Annotated in this window: 13 protein-coding genes and 1 pseudogene; 6 read left to right on the top strand and 8 right to left on the bottom strand. The window is 57.7% G+C overall.

The features are described 5' to 3' along the window. Positions 1-234, bottom strand: a 234-nt coding sequence (locus E0F99_RS22355; RefSeq protein ID WP_242626920.1) for a transposase, incomplete at its 3' end; no start/stop codon positions are given. 366 nt (positions 235-600) lie between these two features. After that, the gene (locus tag E0F99_RS22350) at positions 601-9,114 is read right to left on the bottom strand and encodes a hypothetical protein (RefSeq protein ID WP_130908930.1); all 8,514 of its coding nucleotides are present in this window, start codon (positions 9,112-9,114) and stop codon (positions 601-603) included. A gap of 366 nt (positions 9,115-9,480) precedes the next feature. Between E0F99_RS22350 and E0F99_RS22345 the strand changes: the two genes are divergently transcribed. After that, positions 9,481-9,696 (top strand): hypothetical protein, encoded by a 216-nt coding sequence (locus E0F99_RS22345; RefSeq protein ID WP_083358981.1) that lies wholly within the window; start codon positions 9,481-9,483, stop codon positions 9,694-9,696. A gap of 315 nt (positions 9,697-10,011) precedes the next feature. Next, complete coding sequence (gene tal, locus E0F99_RS22340) at positions 10,012-10,935, top strand: transaldolase (protein ID WP_083358983.1); 924 nt, start codon at positions 10,012-10,014, stop codon at positions 10,933-10,935. 27 nt (positions 10,936-10,962) lie between these two features. Here tal and E0F99_RS22335 read toward each other — a convergent pair whose 3' ends face one another. From E0F99_RS22335 to E0F99_RS22315, 5 genes are all read right to left on the bottom strand, one after another. Next, entirely contained in the window at positions 10,963-11,322 is a 360-nt protein-coding gene (locus tag E0F99_RS22335; RefSeq protein WP_130908929.1) for a lysozyme inhibitor LprI family protein, read from the bottom strand. Between the two features lie 83 nt (positions 11,323-11,405). Continuing rightward, on the bottom strand, positions 11,406-12,104 hold the full coding sequence (aqpZ, locus tag E0F99_RS22330; RefSeq protein WP_083360452.1) for an aquaporin Z: 699 nt from the start codon (positions 12,102-12,104) through the stop codon (positions 11,406-11,408). Positions 12,105-12,251: 147 nt separating this feature from the next. Continuing rightward, the gene (locus E0F99_RS22325) at positions 12,252-13,436 is read right to left on the bottom strand and encodes a sugar transporter (protein WP_083358984.1); all 1,185 of its coding nucleotides are present in this window, start codon (positions 13,434-13,436) and stop codon (positions 12,252-12,254) included. A gap of 112 nt (positions 13,437-13,548) precedes the next feature. Beyond that, positions 13,549-13,911: a hypothetical protein gene (locus tag E0F99_RS22320; RefSeq protein WP_083358985.1), complete on the bottom strand. Its 363-nt coding sequence runs from the start codon at positions 13,909-13,911 to the stop codon at positions 13,549-13,551. 87 nt (positions 13,912-13,998) lie between these two features. Beyond that, on the bottom strand, positions 13,999-14,997 hold the full coding sequence (locus E0F99_RS22315; RefSeq protein ID WP_083358986.1) for a bile acid:sodium symporter family protein: 999 nt from the start codon (positions 14,995-14,997) through the stop codon (positions 13,999-14,001). A gap of 85 nt (positions 14,998-15,082) precedes the next feature. On the opposite strand from E0F99_RS22315, the gene E0F99_RS22310 reads away from it, so the two are divergent. Beyond that, positions 15,083-15,871 (top strand): AraC family transcriptional regulator, encoded by a 789-nt coding sequence (locus E0F99_RS22310; RefSeq protein WP_083358987.1) that lies wholly within the window; start codon positions 15,083-15,085, stop codon positions 15,869-15,871. A gap of 44 nt (positions 15,872-15,915) precedes the next feature. Here the strand turns inward: E0F99_RS22310 and E0F99_RS22305 are convergent. Beyond that, positions 15,916-16,536: pseudogene (locus E0F99_RS22305) on the bottom strand (hypothetical protein); the annotation flags it as partial. A gap of 29 nt (positions 16,537-16,565) precedes the next feature. On the opposite strand from E0F99_RS22305, the gene E0F99_RS30885 reads away from it, so the two are divergent. The 3 genes from E0F99_RS30885 to E0F99_RS22290 form a co-directional block, all read left to right on the top strand. Then, positions 16,566-16,691 carry a hypothetical protein gene (locus E0F99_RS30885; RefSeq protein ID WP_269457869.1) on the top strand — a complete coding sequence of 42 codons (126 nt, stop codon included), beginning with the start codon at positions 16,566-16,568 and terminating at the stop codon, positions 16,689-16,691. Then, on the top strand, positions 16,681-17,112 hold the full coding sequence (locus E0F99_RS22295; protein ID WP_083358988.1) for a hypothetical protein: 432 nt from the start codon (positions 16,681-16,683) through the stop codon (positions 17,110-17,112). The genes E0F99_RS30885 and E0F99_RS22295 overlap by 11 nt, the downstream gene beginning before the upstream one ends. Before the next feature lie 75 nt (positions 17,113-17,187). Beyond that, on the top strand, positions 17,188-20,055 hold a 2,868-nt coding region (locus tag E0F99_RS22290; RefSeq protein WP_207303094.1), incomplete at its 3' end, for an AAA domain-containing protein.

Below are 20,055 nucleotides of genomic sequence, written 5' to 3'. Positions count from 1 at the left end.
CGTCTCGATCACCTGGACAGGCAAAAACGTTGCGCTCTGGCTGACGGGGCCGAATAACCCTTCCTTATACTGATGCCGCCAACGAAAGACCAGGTTGGCATTGAGGTCATGCTCGCGAGCGATCAGCGACACGGAGGCGCCAGTCTGGAGGGTGGCCTCGACGACTTGGCGTTTGAACTCCGACGGGAAGTTAGGACGGCGGCCGGTTCGACGGGCGGGGGCAGTTGTATCCAAGATAGTGTCCACTAAAAAATGGTGGACACTATCTTGGCTAATTTTGGTGGCAGTCAGGAGTGGGTACTGGGCGGACGGTTACTAAAAATACGCGGACACCATCGCCCTTAATGCTGGAGTTCGGAAGGTGTGTTGGCTGGACGCTTACAAATCAGTTACGCCGCTGAATCTTATGCGGCCCATAAACCCTGGGGTATGGCCGGATAAAACCATCCGGCTACCCACTCAGCGCTTGGACGGTCAGGAGAAAGGTGATCGGCACACACAACAAGGCGCGCAATGGCGCCCTGTTGCGATACCAGGGTTATAGATCAAGTACATTGCGTTTCAGCAAGGTACATCGCTTGAGCAGGAGAACGTGTTATTTCACGCGACGGGTGTATTGATCAGCGGAGCCAGCATGTCCTCGCGGACAACCTGGAGCGTAGGGCCCAGCGACCAGTGATAATTGTTGGGAACACCCCTGAAGGTAATCACTTTGCCATCCTTGGTGAGGAACATTGGCAATGCAATATTGCTTCCTTCTGCTGCAGACTCAGACAAGGGCACCTTGAGTGCCGCCTTGAACACCACGGTCCTTCTGTTATTGTCAGCCGTCTCACTCAGAACGAGCGTTACATCGCCGGAAGCATTCGTAGACGTTAAGACGATCTCAGCGTCAGTGTAATCAAGGGTGACTAAGCTCTTGTTGGCATCATAGATAATAACGTCCGCGCTGCCCTTCATGACGGCGTAGGTATTGTTCCCGCCTGTCCAGTTTTGCGCCGTGTCGATCACAGCAGTGTAGGCACCCCGGACGACCCCTCCGCCATTAATGACTATCGTATTCTTACCCCTGCCAGTAGTGACGTAATCGTTCTGTCCGTTAAGGGTTATTTGATTATCTCGGTCGCTGCCTATAACGCGACTTTGCCCCCCCTTCATTGTGGCCACATTGGAAAATGACTTGATATTCCCTGAGCGTTGATAGGGGTGTCGGGCCGGCTGACGTATACCCACCGAGATTAACGATTCGGCGAGGTCAATCGTCAGCTCAAGGCGTTCTTCTCTCAGATCGGAAATGCCCCGGATGGCGCCTGGATCGACTTCGGTCATGATCAAGGTATTGCTTCCATTGCCAGCGTCCAAGTCAGGCATAAAGCGGGGGGCATTTAAAACACTGTGAACACCTCCCTCTTCAAGCACTCTTTTGTATTGGCTTATGAATCGGGTCATTAGATCATTGGGGCTCATCATAAAGACATCATCTTTATCTCCGCCCTTGATAGTCTTTTTGCCCCCGCCCAGTAAAAACAAGTTAGGTCTACTTTTTACGCCCTCCACGCTGTCATTGCCTCCACCGAGGCTCCAGATCAGGCCCTTGCCAGGCCCCGCGGTGCCATCAACGCGGTTGAACTCATTGCCATTGCGCGATACGGGCACCAGAGAAACAGCTTCATCCGTTAGGGTAAGGGAGTCGTCGCTATCATTCAGCGCGGTGACCACTGACGGCTTGGAGGGCGTAAAGGAGTTGACGGCTCGGGTAGGACCGATCAAGACGGCGCTAAGGTCATCAAAAAAAGAAGTTGATTCTCTAACCGGCGGGGAAACCACCACGTCCACATTGCCAAAATAAGCAGTTTGATAGGTTTTTTTCAAATCGCCATTGAGTAATTTTGTCAACTCAACACGACTGCTTTCTATGTAGCGATCCTTGTGGAGTTTATCAAAGTACGGTTTCATAATAGCGTAGTCTATAGGCACTCCCCAGAACGAGTTCCAACCGGCGTTCAACCGTTGCCCGGGTGTCAAATCTATAACGTCGTCAATATCGTCAACCGCGCGCGCGGCGGTGTAAATCGCCTGCCCAAGCATCAATGCCGCAGCGACCCCAATACCGACAGCCCCAGCAAGCGGAGAACCTTTATACATGGCGACGGTCAAGGCAATAGATGACAGCGTACTAGCAATCGAGAGTGCGCCCGCAACATAGTGATCCTGTTTGACTTTTGGTTCTGTAGCGGCGGCGGCGGCGTTAAACGAGTTAACAGCACTCCTGACGTCAAATACAACGCTGGCTAAGCCTACTCCCGCACCCCCTACCTTTAGGCCTTTGCCAATGCTGGTAGCGGTGAATGCCGCGGCTGATTGCCCGGCTTTTTCAGCCATTTTGGTCGATAGCTTATTCAGCGCAACCTCAGCGGCCATGCTCCCATAATCAGTTGTCAGCGCCCCGGTATCAAAAAGGGCGTCCGTCGTATTCCCGTTCTTGAAGTTATCGAAGACGCTTCTAATACTTTGATAGGTGCCAAACATCTGCATCGCGGCCCCGGATGCTCCGGTCTTCGAAAAGGTCGAAGGCGCTTGCAAGCGCTTAAAATCAGCAGGCAGTTTTTTAATAAGAGGCTCCAGCAGCGAATTTAACTGAATCACCTCAAGAGACGCATCGGCGGGCAAGTATATCAATGCGGGGCCAGTGGGATCGCGATGCGTTCCAAGCTCGACGTATGCAGCAATCAGGCGCTCTTTGGCCTGCCCCTGAACGGCCTTGATGCGGCTTGAATACTCGACGACATTCAGTTGGGCAGCATTGATTAGCTTCTTGCCATCCGGGTCATTGAGGAGCGCTGCTTCAATAGCCTTGCCATTGATGCGCAAGCCCATCTGATAAGCTTCCACGCGGGTAATCTCGGCAGTGCCGATGCGTAAGGCGGGCAACGTGGCGTCGAGTGCTTGTAGCCGCTGAACTTCGGAGGAGGTAAAGGGAGCAGGCTGTGGACGATGGGGTGTATGGCCTGTATCGATAGCGTTATCCAACGGCCCCTCAAAAGGAACGACGTGGGTCACTGCCAGCTTCGACAGTGCTGCAGTCACTGTGGGATCGAGTTTGCCGTCGTAGATCAAGGCGGTTAACGATTCCGCCATAAAGTCCTTCGCACTGTTGCTTGCCATGTCGCTGAGTTTCGCACTCGCTGCGGCATCAATACTGGGTGGGGAATGGGCGGCATTGAGGTAAGCGACTGTGTTGCTTTCGTAGTTAAGGACAGCGGCCAATTGGTTGACCAACAGCGCTTCTTGTTTTGCCTGGGTAAAGTCGTTACCTTTTTTGGCACGCTGCTCGGCGACCCGATCAGCAACGCTTTGCTGACCTTTTGAGGCCATTTTTGCATCAAAAAAATCTTCACCTATTACAAGGGTAGGTGGAGAGCCTAAATACAGTTTAGAGCGACTCTCGGTGTTCGCCGGGCTGATAATCACCTCAAGTTTACTGATGTGCTTGGCCAGCGCTGGCTGGGCAGTAACAAGCGTCGCCAAGGCACTGTTGAGTGCGTCGGCCACCTTCTTCTGCCTGTCGGGACGAGGCTGAGAGTAAAGCTCCTTGAGCGTGACTTCTACGCCGTCGATTGTGGTGGAAGGTAAAAACTTTAATCCACCCATTCCGCCGATTTTGTCGACGCTTTGTGCCAGACGAGCTTTCTCCATCCATTCGAAAATATGCGCGTATCCACCCGGCGGCGGCAGTGCCGCACTCACAGCGGCGCTTAACTTTGAATACAGCGTATTCATTTCAGCGTCGTGAATGGAATTGGCGTAGTCGGCACGATAATGCTTAATCGAAAGTAGAGTCTGCAACCCATAATCGTACTGCTGAACGCCCTGGGTGGAGTGAAGTTTGCTCAAACGGCTGAGTATATTATTAAAGTCATCAAATTGGCGGCCTCCGTTTTTTGCAAGGTTGGAATCATGGGTGAGCGCTGCGCCAGTGGGGACATCAGCCGTATCAATCAGTTTGCCCGTATCTAAATCTTTAAGGGCCACTGAATACATGGCTTCAATACGCTTGCGGTCAATACGGTGCGCGGCTGGCAATATTCCGGAGAACTCACTGAGTTTAACTTCTGGATCGGCGCGGTTTTCGCCAAAAAAACGATAACTAGGCGGTTTAAGCACGGTAAAGAAGACCTTCATTCCCTTCGCCATGTCGGCCGACGACGTGAAGGTTGCGTAGCCAAAGTTAGGGTCATAGAAATAATATGAACGATCACCTGTGGGGCTGATATTGACCCCGGCCGTCATCGCATGCCCCTCTATCTCCAACATAAAACTGGTTGTTTGAGTGGCCGCCTCCAGTCGTGGTGCAATGACGGTGTATGAACGTTGCTCTACGACGGTCGCTCCGCCCATGGGGTTATGATAAGGACTCCCACGTTTAACCACTTGGTGCAGGTCGAGAATTTGCTTAATCATCAATCGAGCTTCAGGATGTTCTGGGTTAGCCGCAGCAAAATGAAGGTTTTCAACAAACGCTTTCTGTTTATTATCGAGCGCCGCAAACGCCATCACATACGAGAGACCGGCACAATTACCTTGGCTAAATAAATCGGCCCGACTGAGATAGTGAGATTGGGTGTGAGGCATGACTTCAGCCCCAGCCCCTTTCATCATGTCTCGATATTTGACAACCCCCTCCGTGACCCAACCCGTTTGTAAATATTCAATGCGCTTGACTGCCCTGCCTACTTCCTCTGGTGTCGGGTTGCCGGCCACGACCTGGTCGACGATTTGATTAACCGTTAGATCAGAGGCGTAACCCTGTACTGTGGAGGGTCCCGTTTCAAAGCCCCTGTTATAAGCGACACGATCGTCATTTTTTGCCATCTCCATCTTTACTTCGAAAAGACGTTCTTGACCTTCCCGTACCGCCCTTTCTTGCGCTCTCTGTGCCGCTCTTTGTTGTTCTGTTTGAGTGGCGGTTTTGCGCCAAAACTTCCAATCATTAAGCGGCTGGCTTGCGCGCTGCCCCTGCGTATTGCCTATATCGCCCCCGCCTTCCCGATAGCTGTCTTTCGCCGCCTGAATCTCTGCCGGGTAATAAATACCGTCGCGACGGTGCTGGAGCAAACCTCTGACCAGCGCCCAATGCGTGAGCGCGCGGTCCTGGGCTTTTTCCTGTTCGATACTGTCGGTCGGCGTCACCGCATCAGTATCAGCAAATGCCATGATCGCGTTGAAAGTCATCACCGCACTGGCGCCGGGTTGCATTTTCTCTATTCGATTGACGGCCGCACTCAGCACAGTCCACTCACGTGACCCGTAGACGATGTCGAAAGGCAGGCCTTTGACCAGGAACTCGGGGGCTGCGGTAGCCAACAACAGACGTGCCGCCACCGCAGCAAAAGAGGCATCAACGTTGTGCGCTGTCCTCAGATGGTCCGTCAGCCCTTGGACAATGGTTGCAGGTGTCGCGCCCCAATTGGCAAATTGTCTTAGCTCATAGCCTGCAACTTTTTCAGGGTTTTTGTCGGCGCTCTCACGAAGTAGGCGCAAGGTAGTGCGCTGATGACTGTCGAGTGCCGCAAGCGTGTCATTTACCGCAGGCACCGGCAGAGGATTGCTCATCACCTGGATCAGGTTGCGAAGCTGCGCCTGACTTTGCGGTACGTTGATCCCTCTGTCGGTGAGGAACTGTTTCGTGCTAACCCACCGCTCCGCGGGCTGCGAGAGGTGGGTGCTGTGGGAAGAGCCAGTGCGAAGCCTGACGTGGTGAAGCTCTAAACTTGCAACGATGCTAACGGCAGGAGAAGTCTCGACCTCGGCCAACAGTTGTTTAAGACCGTCCAGGACCTGTTGCTGATTACCTCTGTCTACCAGGGTTTGTCGTTGGGCTTGCAACGCTTGCCGCGAACGGGCGGCAGACGGTGTCATCAGGTCAAACGTTTTGCCTGCGGTCAGCGCTTCAGCACGCTGCCGGGCCGCCTCAGGCGACACACGGAACGGCTCCCCGTAAAAGGTGGCAACGGACTCGGCAGGCGCAGTTTCACTCTTGACGTTAGCCAGTAGTATTTTGTCATCGGCGTAAGCGGGAACCAGCAATCGAGCGGCGTGGAGTAATGGCCCAGAAACCTGAGCCCAGCCCGAATCGTCATCCAGAGTGAAGGTTTTAATTTGGCCGGCAACAATAGCTCTTAGCGTTCCTCCACTCGGATAAAGGCGGAGTATGGCGTTGGTGTCCAGTTTCTGTTCGTTGACCCACGCTAGAAAATCCGGGTTTTTCAGCGCGTCATTGTAGAGGCGCCACCATTGCCCGAATAAGGAACCGGCAGGAATATCTATGCGCGCACTCTGCGGCGTTGTTCCTGCTCGTGCGGTGAGCAGCCCCGAGGCATACCGAGCGACCAACTCGGCTTCGCTCGCGCTATCTGTCGCATTGGTGTCGTTGCGCCCCTGCGTCTGCAGTTGTTGGGTTTGCAGAGCGGTTAGCGTGCGGTCTACCGGCTTCCTCAACGGATTGTCGCGGTCCGAGTCAACAAAGGTTTTGCTGACGGCGAGCGTTGCGGCGCGCCGGTTGGCGGCGTCTGGGCTGAGTTCAGGCGTTTCGCCATAAAACTCGCCCACCCGTTCAAACGGCACACTGCCTCGGCTAAACGCTGCGTCCGTGTGGATCGTTGATGCTTTGGGCGCGGCGACCTTTGCGGCAGCCCATATAGACTGCGAGACGTAGGCCCATTCGAAGTTTTGCGCTTGAGTGAATGTTTTGAGTTGCCCATTGACGTTGGCCGAGAGCGTTCCGTCCTGAGGAGAGAAACTCACCGTGGCCATGTCGATACCGTTTCTCTGTGCCCAATCCACATAGATCGGGCTCTGGAATGCAGTACGCAGCTGTTGCCACCAGCGGCCAAACAGCGAATCGGGAGGAATCTGCGCAATGTGGGCTTCACGAGGCGTTTGCCCTCCCCGTGCATAGCTCAGCATTTCACCATAGAGAACCGCCAAGTCACTATCCGCTGCGGCCTGCACTGCGTAGCGTTCACGTTGATTGAGGAGTTCCTGTTTACGCTGCTCAAGCACCTCGTGGTTGCGCGAGGCGGGCGTCCTCAGTGGATCATTGGCATCCAGAGGGACAAATGCCGAGGTTGCTTCAAGTTGTGCGGCCCGGGCTACGGCCTGATCCGGGGTGATATCGTGTTGTTCGCCATAGAAGTCGGCGATGACCTCAAAGGGCGCGGTACTGGCATTGAAGGGAGGTTGAGTGCTCAAACTGTCTGTTTGAGGCGCCACCGCTTTCGCAGCGTTCACTATAGGCTCGGATAATTGAGCCCAGCCGGAATTGTCATGCTGGGTAAACGTTTTGCGTTGGCCATTGACCATGGCAGAGAGGCAGCCATCTGCGAAAAGGGTCACCGTAGAGGTGTCAATACCGGTCTTGTTCGCCCACTCGAGATAGTCGGGGCTCTGGAGCGTGTCGTAAAAGTGCCGCCACCATTGGCCGAAATTGGATTCACTGGGAATCCCCGATATCACGCTACTGTTACGCTGCTCCCCGCCCCGCGCTTCCAGTAATGCCAAACGGTAGGCGTCCGTCAGTTCTTTATCGGCGGCTTCCATCGCCACGTATTGAGTGTATCGCTGCTCACGGGTATGGAGTGCATTCTGCTGAACCTCGAGCGCCTCCCAGGTATGTTCAGGCCCTGCGCTCGCCGAAAACGTTGGGTTACGCCTCAACGCTAACATGCGTACTCTTACAGCTTGCTCCGTTTTGAAGCTGTAGTCCTCGCCATAAAAAGCGGCCACGTACTTAGAAGGGGCTGCGTCATTGCTCCATGACGGTGGGATATCGACGTGGGGAAACCCATGAAACACATGCTTGCCGGCCGCAACGATCTGCTGTGATACATCCCCCCAACCCGTGTTATCCGATGGGCTGAAACGCGTCAATACGCCGTTGACTTTCGCTAGCAGAGTTCCGTCGCTCGCCAACCTCATCTGGGTGCCAGGGTCAATCCCATTGCGTGATTTCCAGCCCGACAACTCCGGACTCTGCAGTGCGTTGTTGAAGTGCCGCCACCACTGACCAAAGCTTGACTTGGGCGGAATGTTTTCGACCGTAGTTTGCTTCCAACCAAGGCTTGGGTTGTTCTGCAGAATCGTCAGCGTAAATAGCACGACAAGCTGATTATCAGCTCTTTTTTGATCGGCATACCTGACCTGATGTGTGCTCAGTGCTTCTTGATAACGCTTGAGCTCTTGTGAGGAGCGATCGCCGGGTTGCCGGGACAAGTCATTGAGGGCGAGCGCAGAAAATGCGTTATTTTTGGACAACTCATCGGCCCGCTCCCGAACGACGTTCTGCGTGATAACGGAGGGGAGTGGCGGACCATAAAAATCGCAAATGACAGCGGCGGGGGCTGCATTGCTTTTAAACGAGGCGTCTACAGGCAGGGCCGTGGCACCAGGCGCAACGATTTTGCCGGCAGCCCGTATGGGCGTGCTCACTTGCGTCCAGCCAGAGTCATCACCCAGCTGGAAAAGCGTGTGCTTGCCATTAACCTGCCCGCTGAGGCTGCCGTCCTTGGGCGAATAGACCACAGTGGACATATCAAGCCCAATACGCCCCACCCAGTCCAGGTAATCCGGGCTTTGGAACGTGCTGAAAAAGTGTTCCCACCAGGCTGTGAACGTAGCGTCTTTTGGCAACGAAACAGGGGCAGTCAGAGACGGTGTCGGTGAGTTTGCCGCTTGAGTCAGTATTGAGCTTAAGCGCAGCGCAAGAGCACTGTCACCTTTGACCTGCGCCTGAGCCGGCGCACGGATCGAGTCGGCACCCGGCAGGACCAGGGTCTGGTCCGTGTCGGCAAAAGAACGCTTGGAGCGCAGAATTGTTTTCTCGCGAGCGTCTCCCTCGGGAAGCGCCGGTTTACCCTTCGCACCGGGTGTTTTCTGCTCAGTTGGCGTCGAAGTTTGCGATGGAACCTCAGCACCACCCTCGGCTCCACCCTCTGGCAAGGGCTTGCTGACATCAGCCGATTGAAGCGGTAGTTTATCCACCGTTTCAGGTGTTACAGCGCGAATCGTGTGCGACAGGGGGTGAGTATGGGCAGTGCGAGTCGTCGTAGAAATCATTGATTTATTACCGAGAAATGAAAAATCGCTGTTGGAGGCTGAATTCGCGCCTCCATGCTAAAAATTCATACGACAGAGAATCTCTATCCACACTCGAGAAAACCAGCAGAGACCATTGTCTAGATATGTCCTACTGAGGCCACTGCCAACGCCCACGGCCGCTAGCTGAAACTCATGGTTTTTCTTTCAGAAATTTCCCACCTCTCCTGCCCCCCCCACTTCTACCAAAACCGTCGCCACACTCAATTGTGAAGATCAGCCAGCCCCAGATGCTCACTGCAAAATACCTGTCAATTGTCACAGTAGACGGCCCCTGCAATGCTTTTTAGTCTGTAGCGGTAAACCCACCACGCAAGGAGCATCACCATGGCAATCGTCGAAACCTACAAGGGATATCAAATTGAAGAGGGGCTAACAGGAGGCCGTTACGACAGCAATGACAACCTGGTTGATCAGGTCAAGGCCTACAGCGTTATTAGTCCGAAGGGAGTCAGGAGTATGACCCAATCTACGTTAGCTGCCGCGAAGAGTTACATTGATAAGGAAATCTCACCTCCCTCTTACAACCATGGGGCCTTTTAATAAACGAGTGTGCTAAATGCGTCGCGAATGATCATGGAAGGGGAAAAGATTCATCTGGCAACCCCAACGGGTTGCCGCATAAAAGGGCTTTCTCCCCTTCCGATCAGGTCACCGAGCATGATTTTCGCCCTCAACGCGCGCTCTATTGCCGACGTCACCGAGCGTCTCGCCGCGTGGATGCGCAGCTGTTGCAGCACCGCTGACCACAGAAAGTCGGTTTTCCAGGGGCTTGATGGATTAGCGAGCGGGTAAACAAGCCGTCCAGGAAGTGGTACAACAGGTGCCCTTGCCCACCCTTCCTGGAGGCCGCCGCTCATGACGTCCAAGCTCGAACAACTCAAGCAATTCACTACCGTGGTCTGCGACACCGGCGACCTGGAAGCCATCAGCCGCCTGCGCCCGGTCGACGCCACCACCAACCCGTCGCTGCTGCTCAAGGCCGCCGCCATCCCCGAATACGCCGAACTGCTGCGCAATGCCGTGACCCTGTCCAAAGGCGACGTAGGCCTGGCCTGCGATCACTTTGCTGTGTCGGTCGGTGCCGGCATTCTCAAGGTGATCCCTGGGCGCATCTCCACTGAAGTCGACGCGCGTTTGTCCTTCGACGAAGACGCACTGTGGGCCAAGGCCAACCAGTTGATCGCGCTGTACGACCAGGCCGGAATCGGCCGCGACCGCGTGCTGATCAAGCTGGCCTCCACCTGGGAAGGTATCCGCACCGCCGAACGCCTGGAAAAGGCCGGCATCCAAACCAACCTCACGTTGCTGTTCTCCTTCGCCCAGGCCGTGGCCTGCGCCGATGCGGGGGTGTTTTTGATTTCGCCGTTCGTAGGCCGTATCTACGACTGGTATCGCAAAAACACCGGTCTGGACTACACCGGCGCTGAAGACCCAGGCGTGCAGTCGGTGACGCGCATCTACAACTACTACAAGGCCAACGCCCTGCAGACCGTGGTCATGGGCGCCAGCTTCCGCACCCTCAGCCAGATCGAACAGCTGGCGGGTTGCGATCGCCTGACCATCAGCCCCGACCTGCTGCAAAAACTCGATGAAGACCGGGGCACGCTGGCACGCAAACTGGTGCCGGGTGCTGCAGGCGAAGCGCGTCAGCCATTGACCGAAGCGCAGTTCCGCTGGGCCTCGAATGACGATGCAATGGCGACCGAAAAGCTCGCGGAGGGTATCCGCCAGTTTGCGCGGGATCAGGAGAAGTTGGAGGCGGTATTGGCCGCTTTATAAGCACTGAGTGTTGCATGACGAAAGGGATTAGAACGGCCCCTTCGTCATCACCCGCTCATCAATAAACCCTCGCAGCATTCCAATCCGCTGCGTGTAAGCATCACTCAAGCAACTCACCCGTGCGCCGCACGTTCGCCGCAGCTTGAGCCAGGCAGCCTGCCCGTCCATCAATGAGCCGCGCCCGCCCATGGCCATGAAGTGTTTGCTCAGATCGTAGAGCAACGCCATCGTTACGTCCTGGTCATTGAGACTGCGGTTGGCGCAGATGGCCACTTCGTCAGCGGCCTTGGCCTTGGCGCACTCAAAACTGGCGGCTTGGCTTGAAAGGCTGAGTATCAATGTGCAAATACCGGTGAAGAGTGCAGGTTTGATCAATGAACGTGGCATCGAGAGTCGGCTCCGAGACAAATGGGCGGCGTTATAGGTAGGCCCGCCGCCGCCGAAAAAGTTCTCGCAAATGCCTCGCGCGTTTAGTCGCGCTCGCCCAACCCACGGGCGGCCAGCGCACCGAGTATGCCGCCGACGATCGGCGCCAGCCAGAACAGCCAGAGTTGCGACAGGTACTCACCGCCAGCAAACAACGCCGGGCCAGTACTGCGAGCCGGGTTGACCGAGGTGTTGGTGACGGGGATCAACACCAGGTGAATCAAGGTCAGCGCCAGGCCGATGGCGATCGGCGCAAAGCCGGCAACCGCCCCTGGCGCAGTGACCCGCATGATGATCAGCACAAAAAAGAACGTGGCGATCACTTCGGCCAGCAACGCGGCCAGCATGTCGAACTTGCCTGGGCTGAGCGGGCCGTAACCGTTGGCGGCAAAACCGCCCACCGCGAAATCCGGCTGCCCGTTGGCGATCTGGTACAGTGCCGCCGCGGCGACAATCGCGCCGATCACCTGCGCCGCGATGTAGGGCAGCACATCAACGCTGCGAACGCGGCGCCCCGCCCATAGGCCAATGGTCACCGCCGGGTTGAAATGCCCACCGGAAATGCCGCCTACCGCATAAGCCATGGTTAACACGGTGAGACCAAACGCCAGGGAAACGCCGACAAACCCAATACCCAGCTCCGGGAATGCCGCCGCCAGAATGGCGCTGCCACAGCCGCCGAACGTCAGCCAGAAGGTACCTAGAAACTCTGCGGTTAAACGCTTTTGCACAATCGACTCCATTGCTTTCCCAGTGCCACGGCCCTGGTTCAAGGTCGTGGCAATCGCCGTCGCCACGGGATGTGGCAGGCCCGGCGCGACGGTAGCAATGGGCATCAAAACGCCCTGTAAGATTTTTCTGTTTTTACTCAATATGCGGCGTTTTGCGCATCAGTTGCGCGCCACACCCTGCCCATACCGGTGAATCGCCAGGCAGTAACCCATCAACGCCACCGCAGCCAGTAAGCCGCCCGCCGCGCCGATCCAGGCGAAGCCGAAGTGGCTGCCGACCCAACTGCCCATCAGAGCGCCGCCGCCGATACCGATGTTGTAGATACCGGAGAACATCGCCATGGCGACGTCGGTGGCGTCGGGTGCCAGCACCAGCACTTTGGATTGCATGGCCAGGCCAAAGCCCATGATTGCCATGCCCCAGAACACGCTCAGGCCGACCAGGTACGACTCGGCACCGCTCAACGGCAGCATCAGCGCCAGGCACGCGGCGAGCAGGAACACCGCGCTGACCACGAACAGGTGCGGGTTGAAGCGGTGCACCAGGCTGAACAGCAGCGAGCCGACGATACCCGCGCCGCCGAACACCAGCAGGAACAGGGTTACCACATTGCCGCTCAGGCCGGCAACGCCTTCGACAAAGGGCTCGATGTAGCTGTAAGCGGTGAATTGCGCGGTCACCACCATCGCGGTCAGCACGTAGAGCGCCACCAGCGCCGGGCGCTTGAACAGCAGCGGCAGGCTGCGCAGGGAGCCGGAGTTCTGACTCGGCAGCGGCGGCAAGGTGCGCGCCAGCCAGAACACCAGGGCGGCGGCGAATGCGGCAATCACCAGGAACGTGGTGCGCCAGCCCATGGCTTCGCCGAGCAGGCGGCCCAGCGGAATACCCAAGACCATCGCCAGTGAGGTGCCGGTGGCCAGCAGGCCAAGGGCTTGCACCTGTTTACCTTCCGGCGCCAGGCGCACGGCCAGGGAGGCGGTGATCGACCAGAACAACGCATGGGACAAGGCAATGCCGATGCGGCTGACCATCAACAAGCCAAAGCTGGTAGCGACACTGGAGAGGATATGGCTGGCGATAAACAAGCCGAACAACACAATCAGCAGTTTGCGCCGCTCAACGTTACGCGTCAGCAGCATCACCGGCAGCGAGGTCAGCGACACGATCCAGGCATAAATGGTGAGCATCAGGCCGACGCTGGCGATGGGCATGTCGAAGCTGGCGCCGATGGCGCTGAGCAGGCCAACGGGCACGAATTCGGTGGTATTAAATACAAAGGCGGCCAACGCGAGGGCGATGACCGGTTGCCAATTGGCTTGGGGCGTTGCGGCTGAAAGGCTCATTGACGGGCGAGGTACTCTGGCGGTGATCAAACGGCCACGCAGGACAGGCGCCGCCGCCGAACATTCTATAGGTTTCTCGGCCGGCTGTTGACGCGGATCGTCGCCCGCAGGCTTATGGCGACGTCATGGTGATCACGTAGTTACCCGACTGAATCGGCTTACCGGCGTTGTCGACCAGCAGGTAACGCTGGTCGTAATAGCGACCGGCGCCGCTGTCTGCCACCAGCTTCACATGGGCGGCATTGATGCTGGCCACCGGCGCCATATTGCGCACATCGAAGTGGCTGCCCCGGCTGGAAATGGCGCACCCCGTCAGTTCCATCACCGCGCCGCTGCGCGCATTTGTCGCACACCCAGGCTCCACGATAGCGCCGGTGAAGTAAATGGTGCCCTGCCCCGCTGTCTGTGCCGCCGCACAGGCACCTGCCCAGAGGAAAAACAGGCCGGTCACTACCGAAATACCTTTAACGCTCATGCCGACACTCCTTATTGGGCTCTCAATAAGGGTAGTCGTCTGGACGGGCGTTAACTTGAGGGGATTCGGCCAAGGGTGTGATCTAGGTCACGGATCCACCTGCCCCATCATCTCTGGAATGCTTTGCGGCCGCCTGGCATAGCGCTGTGCCAACGCCGCACACACCATCAGCTGGATCTGGTGAAACAGCATCAGCGGCAGAATCAACACGCCCATGGTCGCGCCGGCAAACAGCACCTGGGCCATCGGCACGCCGGTGGCGAGGCTTTTCTTCGAGCCGCAAAACAGGATGGTAATGCGGTCTTCCTGGTTAAAGCCGAAGGCCTTGCCCAACACAGCGGACGCCACCAGCACCAAGGCCAGCAGCACGCAGCAGGCCACCACCAGCCCGCCCAACTCCCACAGCGGGATCTGGTGCCAGATGCCTTCGTTGACCGCTTCGCTGAACGCGCCGAACACCACCAGCAGGATCGAGCCCTGGTCGACGAATTTGAGCCAGGATTTGTTACGGCCCACCCACTCGCCGATCCAGCGGCGGGCGATCTGCCCGGCAACAAACGGCAGCAGCAACTGCACGCTGATTTTCAGGATCGCGTCGACGGTGGAGCCCGCATCGCCGTGCACATTGAGCAACAGCGTCACCAGCAATGGCGTAAGAAAAATACCGAACAGGCTGGAAGCCGCCGCGCTGCAAATCGCAGCCGGGATGTTGCCACGCGCCAAGGAGGTGAAGGCAATCGCCGATTGCACGGTGGCCGGCAGCGCACACAGGTAAAGCATGCCCATGTACAGGTCTTTGCCGATCAGCGGCGACAGTACCGGCTTGAGCGCCAGACCCAGCAACGGGAACAGCACGAAGGTCAGGCTGAACACCAGCAGGTGCAGGCGCCAGTGGCCGGCACCGGCGACGATGGCCTGGCGCGACAGCTTGGCGCCGTGCAGGAAAAACAGCAGCGCGATGGCCAGGTTAGTCACCCAGCCGAAGGCCACGGCAGTCTGGCCGCTGGCGGGCAGCAATGAAGCGAGGATCACCGTGGCGATCAGGGTCAGGGTGAAGTTGTCGGGCAGAAAACGTGGGCGGGTCATAAACAAATCTTCCAGGAGTTGCCAAGCGCATCGTTGCGACTCTAACGTAACGGCTTATTACCGACTAACGCCAATGAGCCAGTAAATGCCGCCTAAAGGACATGAAAAGACGGTCCGCCGCAGTGTACCCGGGCTTTCCAGCCTGCCACGACCGGTGTATGGCCGCACTGAATCACTGCCCAATCGCGCGCTGACCCGGCGACACAGCCACCCGTGGGTGCAACTGTCCTACGCGATTTCCGGGGTGCTGGAGATCCAGACCAGCGTCGGCCGTTTCGTCGCACCGCCTCAGCGCGCGGTGTGGATTCCGGCAGGCGTGCCACACCGGGTGTTCAGTTCACCGCACACGGAAATGCGCAGCCTGTACCTCGACTGCAGCGTTACCGCCTGGGCGGCCGAGCGTTGCCAGGTATTGGAGGTGAGCAGTTTATTGCGCGAATTGATCCGCAGCTTCAGCGAACTGCCGGTGGAATACACCGAGGATGGGCCCGATGGGCGTCTGGCCCAGGTGGTGCTGGACCAACTTGCGGCTGCGCCCCAGGTGGACTTAATGCTGCCGCTGCCCCACGACGTGCGGTTGCGGCAGATCTATCGCAGCCTGAATCTGCACCCGGAACAGCACACGACCTTGGGAGACTGGAGCGGCAAGCTGGGGGTAAGTGAGAAGACGCTCAGCCGGTTGTTCCTGAGTGATACCGGGCTAACGTTCCGCGCATGGCGCCAGCGGCTGCGGCTGCTGAGTGCCCTGCCGGCCCTGGAACAAGGTGAGCGGGTCACGGATGTGGCGTTGGGGTGTGGGTATGAGTCGACGTCGGCGTTTATCAATGCGTTTCGTCAGCAGTTTGATAGCACGCCCGGCGAGTTCTTCCGCTGACGCTCAGACAACAAAGCTCCCACATCGTGTGTGCGTATTTGAGATCAGCTAGCATCCCCGCCATGCGCCTCTTCAAAGAAGTAATCCTTCCAGCTCGCCGCCTTGTTCTTCAACACGCCCAGGTCCTGCAACTTTTCGGCATAAATATAGGTGCGCTGCGGCACGATGGTGAAGTCGATTTCCGGGGCCTGGACGATGTTCTCCACCAGGTCCAACGGCAGCTTGGATTCCTGCGCAGGGATATACGCCGTGGCGTCGGGGTGGGTCAGGCTGATGGAGATATCGTCGAACTTCTTGACGTTGGCATCGCCGACCTGCTTGGCGGTCTCGATCTACAAGGTGCGCGAATGGAAACCCACGCCGGCGGTGGGCACGGCGATGCGGCCTTTATCGGTGAAGTCCTTGAGCGTCTTCACGTTAGGGGTGTGGGTCAGCCGGTAATTGGGCATCGAGCCGAGGGAGGCGATGGCCTTGACGTTCTGCTTGCCCTTGGTGCGGTCCCACAGGGTGAGCATTGGCGGCAGCATTGAGGACAGCGTTAAGCCTGTGGGAAAACTGCCCAGCAATAAGAATCGTACCGTTGATGCTGTTGCCCGCTTCCCAGGCCACGCCACAGTTATGGATACACGTCTGGGTGCGCCTATGCGTTTGCTGTGGGGTTTGATGGGGGAAACGCTAACAAGGCCACTGGCGAATGGACGTCGACACTGAAGCGAACACCCTGCGCGCAAAAAATCCCCATGGGCGCCGCTCGGCTGGTATTGTGCCGCGCTTTGAAATGCACCTGCCGACCTGCGAGGAAATGGACGTTGAACACTGACGATAAAATGACCGGGGACCTGTTCGAGGTGGATAAGCGCCTGTCACTCAAGCCCGTGGTGGACTTCAACACCTACCTGCGCAGCGCGTTCGGCGACGGCCCCTGCACCTGCGTGCGCTGCGCCGCCAGCAATGGCGATGAAACCGGCTACGCGTTCCAGCACACCTTCAACGTCGACGGCCAACCCACCCACCGCCGCTTCGCCTCCACGGCGGGCAGCGATGTGTTGATGAAGCTCAAGCAGGCATGGCTGTCGTACACCAAGGCCGAGCTGCCGCTCAGTGGCGTATTGGTGCTGGACACGGTGAAGGAGTTCGTCGAGCCGCCGTTGCACAAGCGCCTGGCGCCGCTGTTTCTGGCCAGTGGGTTGGTCAAGGATGTGGACGGCGAATTTCAGTTGCTGGCGCAGTCGGCGGCCTGACAAAGCGCACGTTTGCTGAGTAGACTGGCCGCCGAACAGGGATGATTCGGCGTGAATCACGAAGGAATGAAGTTGATGAGCCAAGAAAGCATCACCCGCTACTGGCATGCTGTTGAGTTGTTGCAGCCCCAGGCGGCGCCAAAAATCCAAACACGAGACAGTTTGTTTTCCTCGTTTTTCCACGACGTCAACGCTGCTCGGCCGGTCATGCCCTGGTCTGACGCAAGCCCTGTGGCAAACCAGCAAGTTCCTGCTAAAAGAATCTGGAGCCACACCCTCTTCGCCAATCTGTATGACAGCCAAACAGTGGCCGAAAAGCTCAAGCAGCTCTATGGCGTCGACCAAGGCTACAAGGAACAACCAAAAAGCCGCGAATCCGCACTCTTTGCCTTGAAGTTCACGGCGCAGGGGCTGATGGTCCAGGACAGCCTGGTGCTTTCCAGCGAAGCCTGGTTTCTTGGCCGGGCGCTGGCTGGAAAGGATTGGACAAGAGGGTTTGACGAAGACCAGAAACACCTACGAGAAGACATCAAGGCACTCATGGGCGGCCAGGTCGACGCCGCAGCCTTGTCTCAATTGACCGAGAAAATTCGCCGCCTCCTTGGCCTGCATGAGTTTTTCCCGGACCCGGGGGTGCTTTGCCACCGGTGGCGCGCCACGCCCATCAAGGTAAAAAAACCAGAGCAGGAAGACGACCCTCTAAACAGCTTTCTGCTCGCCGATCTCGCTGACGTGTCAGACAGCCTGCAAAAAGGTGTGTCGAGCACAGCACTGACTCAGTACCTCTCTCGACACACGCCTGAGAACCGCCTGCACGTTGATGACGACGACGCCAGTGTGTCCGTCATCGAGCGGTTGACGCCCACGCATTACGCCACCGGATGCTGGCCTGCGGAACAGCATCTGGGGCTGGTGCACTCGCAACAATTGGCCGTCAACACCCTCATGAGCACGCTCGCGCAGGGAGAAGGCGTACTCGGCATCAACGGCCCTCCCGGCACCGGCAAAACCACCCTGCTACGCGACCTGATCGCCGCCGTGGTGACCCAGCGTGCCGATGCGCTGGCCAGCCTGACGCGTGCCTCTGATGCGTTTATCGACGTGCCGGAAAAAATCAGCGTCGGTGCCGAGACCCAGACCGTCCATAAGCTCAATCCTACGTTGTTTAGCCATGAAATAGTCATTGCCTCGTCGAATAACGGCGCCGTTGAAAACGTCACCCTTGAGCTGCCCCAACGCGACAAGATCGACCCCAGCTGGCTGCCGGAGGCCGACTACTTCAGCGATCTTGGGGAACTGGTCAGTGGCAAACCTGCCTGGGCGCTGATTTCGGCGGCACTGGGCAGCAAGGCCCGGCGCAATACGTTCATCAGCCGATATTTCTACGGCACCCCGCCCGGCCAACCCAAGAGCGGCAGTGCGGTAGATGCGCAAAATGACTGGATGACGGCCCTAGACGCAGAAGCACTCGAAGATGAGCTGGAGCCCAATGAGTCGGACGCCGGCGAGCTGGCGGATGACGAGGATGAAAAGGCGCCTCGCGGTTTCCTGGGCTGGCTCAAAACTCAAATCGATGTGGAGCGCACCAGTCCGCAGCGTCTGCAAACTTGGAAACACGCGGTGGCAGCCTATAACGCCGCAAAATCCAAGGTCGAACAACTGAGCGCGGATACCCTGCGTATTAACGATCACCTCAAGAGCCTGAATGACCTTCGTCTCCAAATTGCTGAGCAAGCAAACACGCTCAAGCGGCTGACTGACAACCTCAAAGACGCCGATAGGCGCCTTGCCAAACTTGATGAGGCCGAACTTAAACCCGCGCAAGACACGCTTGGACAGTGCCTGCGCGAACTGCAATCTCACCAACGGGACATGCCCAGCTTCTTGAGCAACCTGTTAAGCCTCTGGGCAGCCCAGCGTCGTTGGGGCGGTGTGGAAAGCCTAATCAGCGCCAGGCGCACCGTCGCTGAGCAAGAGGTTGAGCGTGTCCAGCGCAGCATCCTTGGCCAAACCACCGAACGCAAATCGCTCGAGGACGCGGCCAACGAGGCCAGCGCCTCGTTGGCAGACCTGCGCTCACGTCAGGGCCAACAGGCTGCCCACCTCACCGCGCTTGCCCAGGCCTGCAAGGCCGACCACCTGCTGGCCTGGCTCAAGCACGGGATCATCGGGCGCGGCGAAGCGATTGAGTTACTTGAGCCATGGGCCATCCCTGGATGGCGACAGGCACGTGCGGCGGTCTTTATCCAGGCGCTCAAGTTGCATCAATGCTTCTTCGAGCTGGAAGCCAGGCGTGTTCGCACCAACCTGTTTTTCATTAACAGCGTGCTGCAAGGTGGCCGCTTTCATGGCCTCTCCCGCGATGCCATCCGCTCCAGCTGGGCGACATTGTTCATGCTGGTGCCTGTGTTGAGCAGTACCTTTGCGTCGTTCGCCCGCTCCTTCGGCTCGCTGGGTGTCGGCGAAATTGGTTGGCTGTTGGTCGATGAGGCAGGTCAGGCAACACCGCAGGCCGCAGTGGGCGCACTGTGGCGTGCCCGGCGTGCGGTACTGGTTGGCGACCCTTTGCAACTCAAACCCATCGTCACCGTGTCGGACGCCGTACTGGAACATATGCGCACACGCTACGGGGTCAATGAACACTGGCTGCCAACCCACCAGTCAGCTCAAACCCTGGCCGATGAAGCGACGCCTTGGGGCCGAATGATGGGCCCTGCGTCCGACAAACGCTGGGTGGGCTTGCCCCTCGTGGTTCATCGCCGTTGCGACCGGCCGATGTATGCGCTTGCAAACCGCATCGCCTATGACGGCGTGATGGTATTTGGAACTCGCCCACCGTCCCCCGAAAAGGACAACCACGACCGCGTCCCAACAGGTTTGGTTGAAGCCAACGGTCTATCCATCGGCGACTGGGCACCCGCTGCCCGTCTGTCACTCACCTCC

The organism is Pseudomonas antarctica (assembly GCF_900624995.1).
Classification (GTDB): Bacteria; Pseudomonadota; Gammaproteobacteria; order Pseudomonadales; family Pseudomonadaceae; genus Aquipseudomonas; species Aquipseudomonas antarctica.
Note: the sequence above shows the minus strand (reverse complement) of the source record. Positions and strands in the feature narration are given on the sequence as shown.

Bases quoted from the DNA above. Each gene is read 5' to 3' on its own strand.
- E0F99_RS22325 (WP_083358984.1), bottom strand. From the start codon at position 13,436: ATGAGCCTTTCAGCCGCAACGCCCCAAGCCAATTGGCAACCGGTCATC.
- E0F99_RS22350 (WP_130908930.1), bottom strand. From the start codon at position 9,114: ATGATTTCTACGACGACTCGCACTGCCCATACTCACCCCCTGTCGCAC.
- E0F99_RS22335 (WP_130908929.1), bottom strand. From the start codon at position 11,322: ATGCCACGTTCATTGATCAAACCTGCACTCTTCACCGGTATTTGCACA.
- aqpZ (WP_083360452.1), bottom strand. From the start codon at position 12,104: ATGGAGTCGATTGTGCAAAAGCGTTTAACCGCAGAGTTTCTAGGTACC.
- E0F99_RS22315 (WP_083358986.1), bottom strand. From the start codon at position 14,997: ATGACCCGCCCACGTTTTCTGCCCGACAACTTCACCCTGACCCTGATC.
- E0F99_RS30885 (WP_269457869.1), top strand. From the start codon at position 16,566: ATGGACGTCGACACTGAAGCGAACACCCTGCGCGCAAAAAATCCCCAT.
- E0F99_RS22345 (WP_083358981.1), top strand. From the start codon at position 9,481: ATGGCAATCGTCGAAACCTACAAGGGATATCAAATTGAAGAGGGGCTA.
- E0F99_RS22310 (WP_083358987.1), top strand. From the start codon at position 15,083: ATGCCGCCTAAAGGACATGAAAAGACGGTCCGCCGCAGTGTACCCGGG.
- tal (WP_083358983.1), top strand. From the start codon at position 10,012: ATGACGTCCAAGCTCGAACAACTCAAGCAATTCACTACCGTGGTCTGC.
- E0F99_RS22320 (WP_083358985.1), bottom strand. From the start codon at position 13,911: ATGAGCGTTAAAGGTATTTCGGTAGTGACCGGCCTGTTTTTCCTCTGG.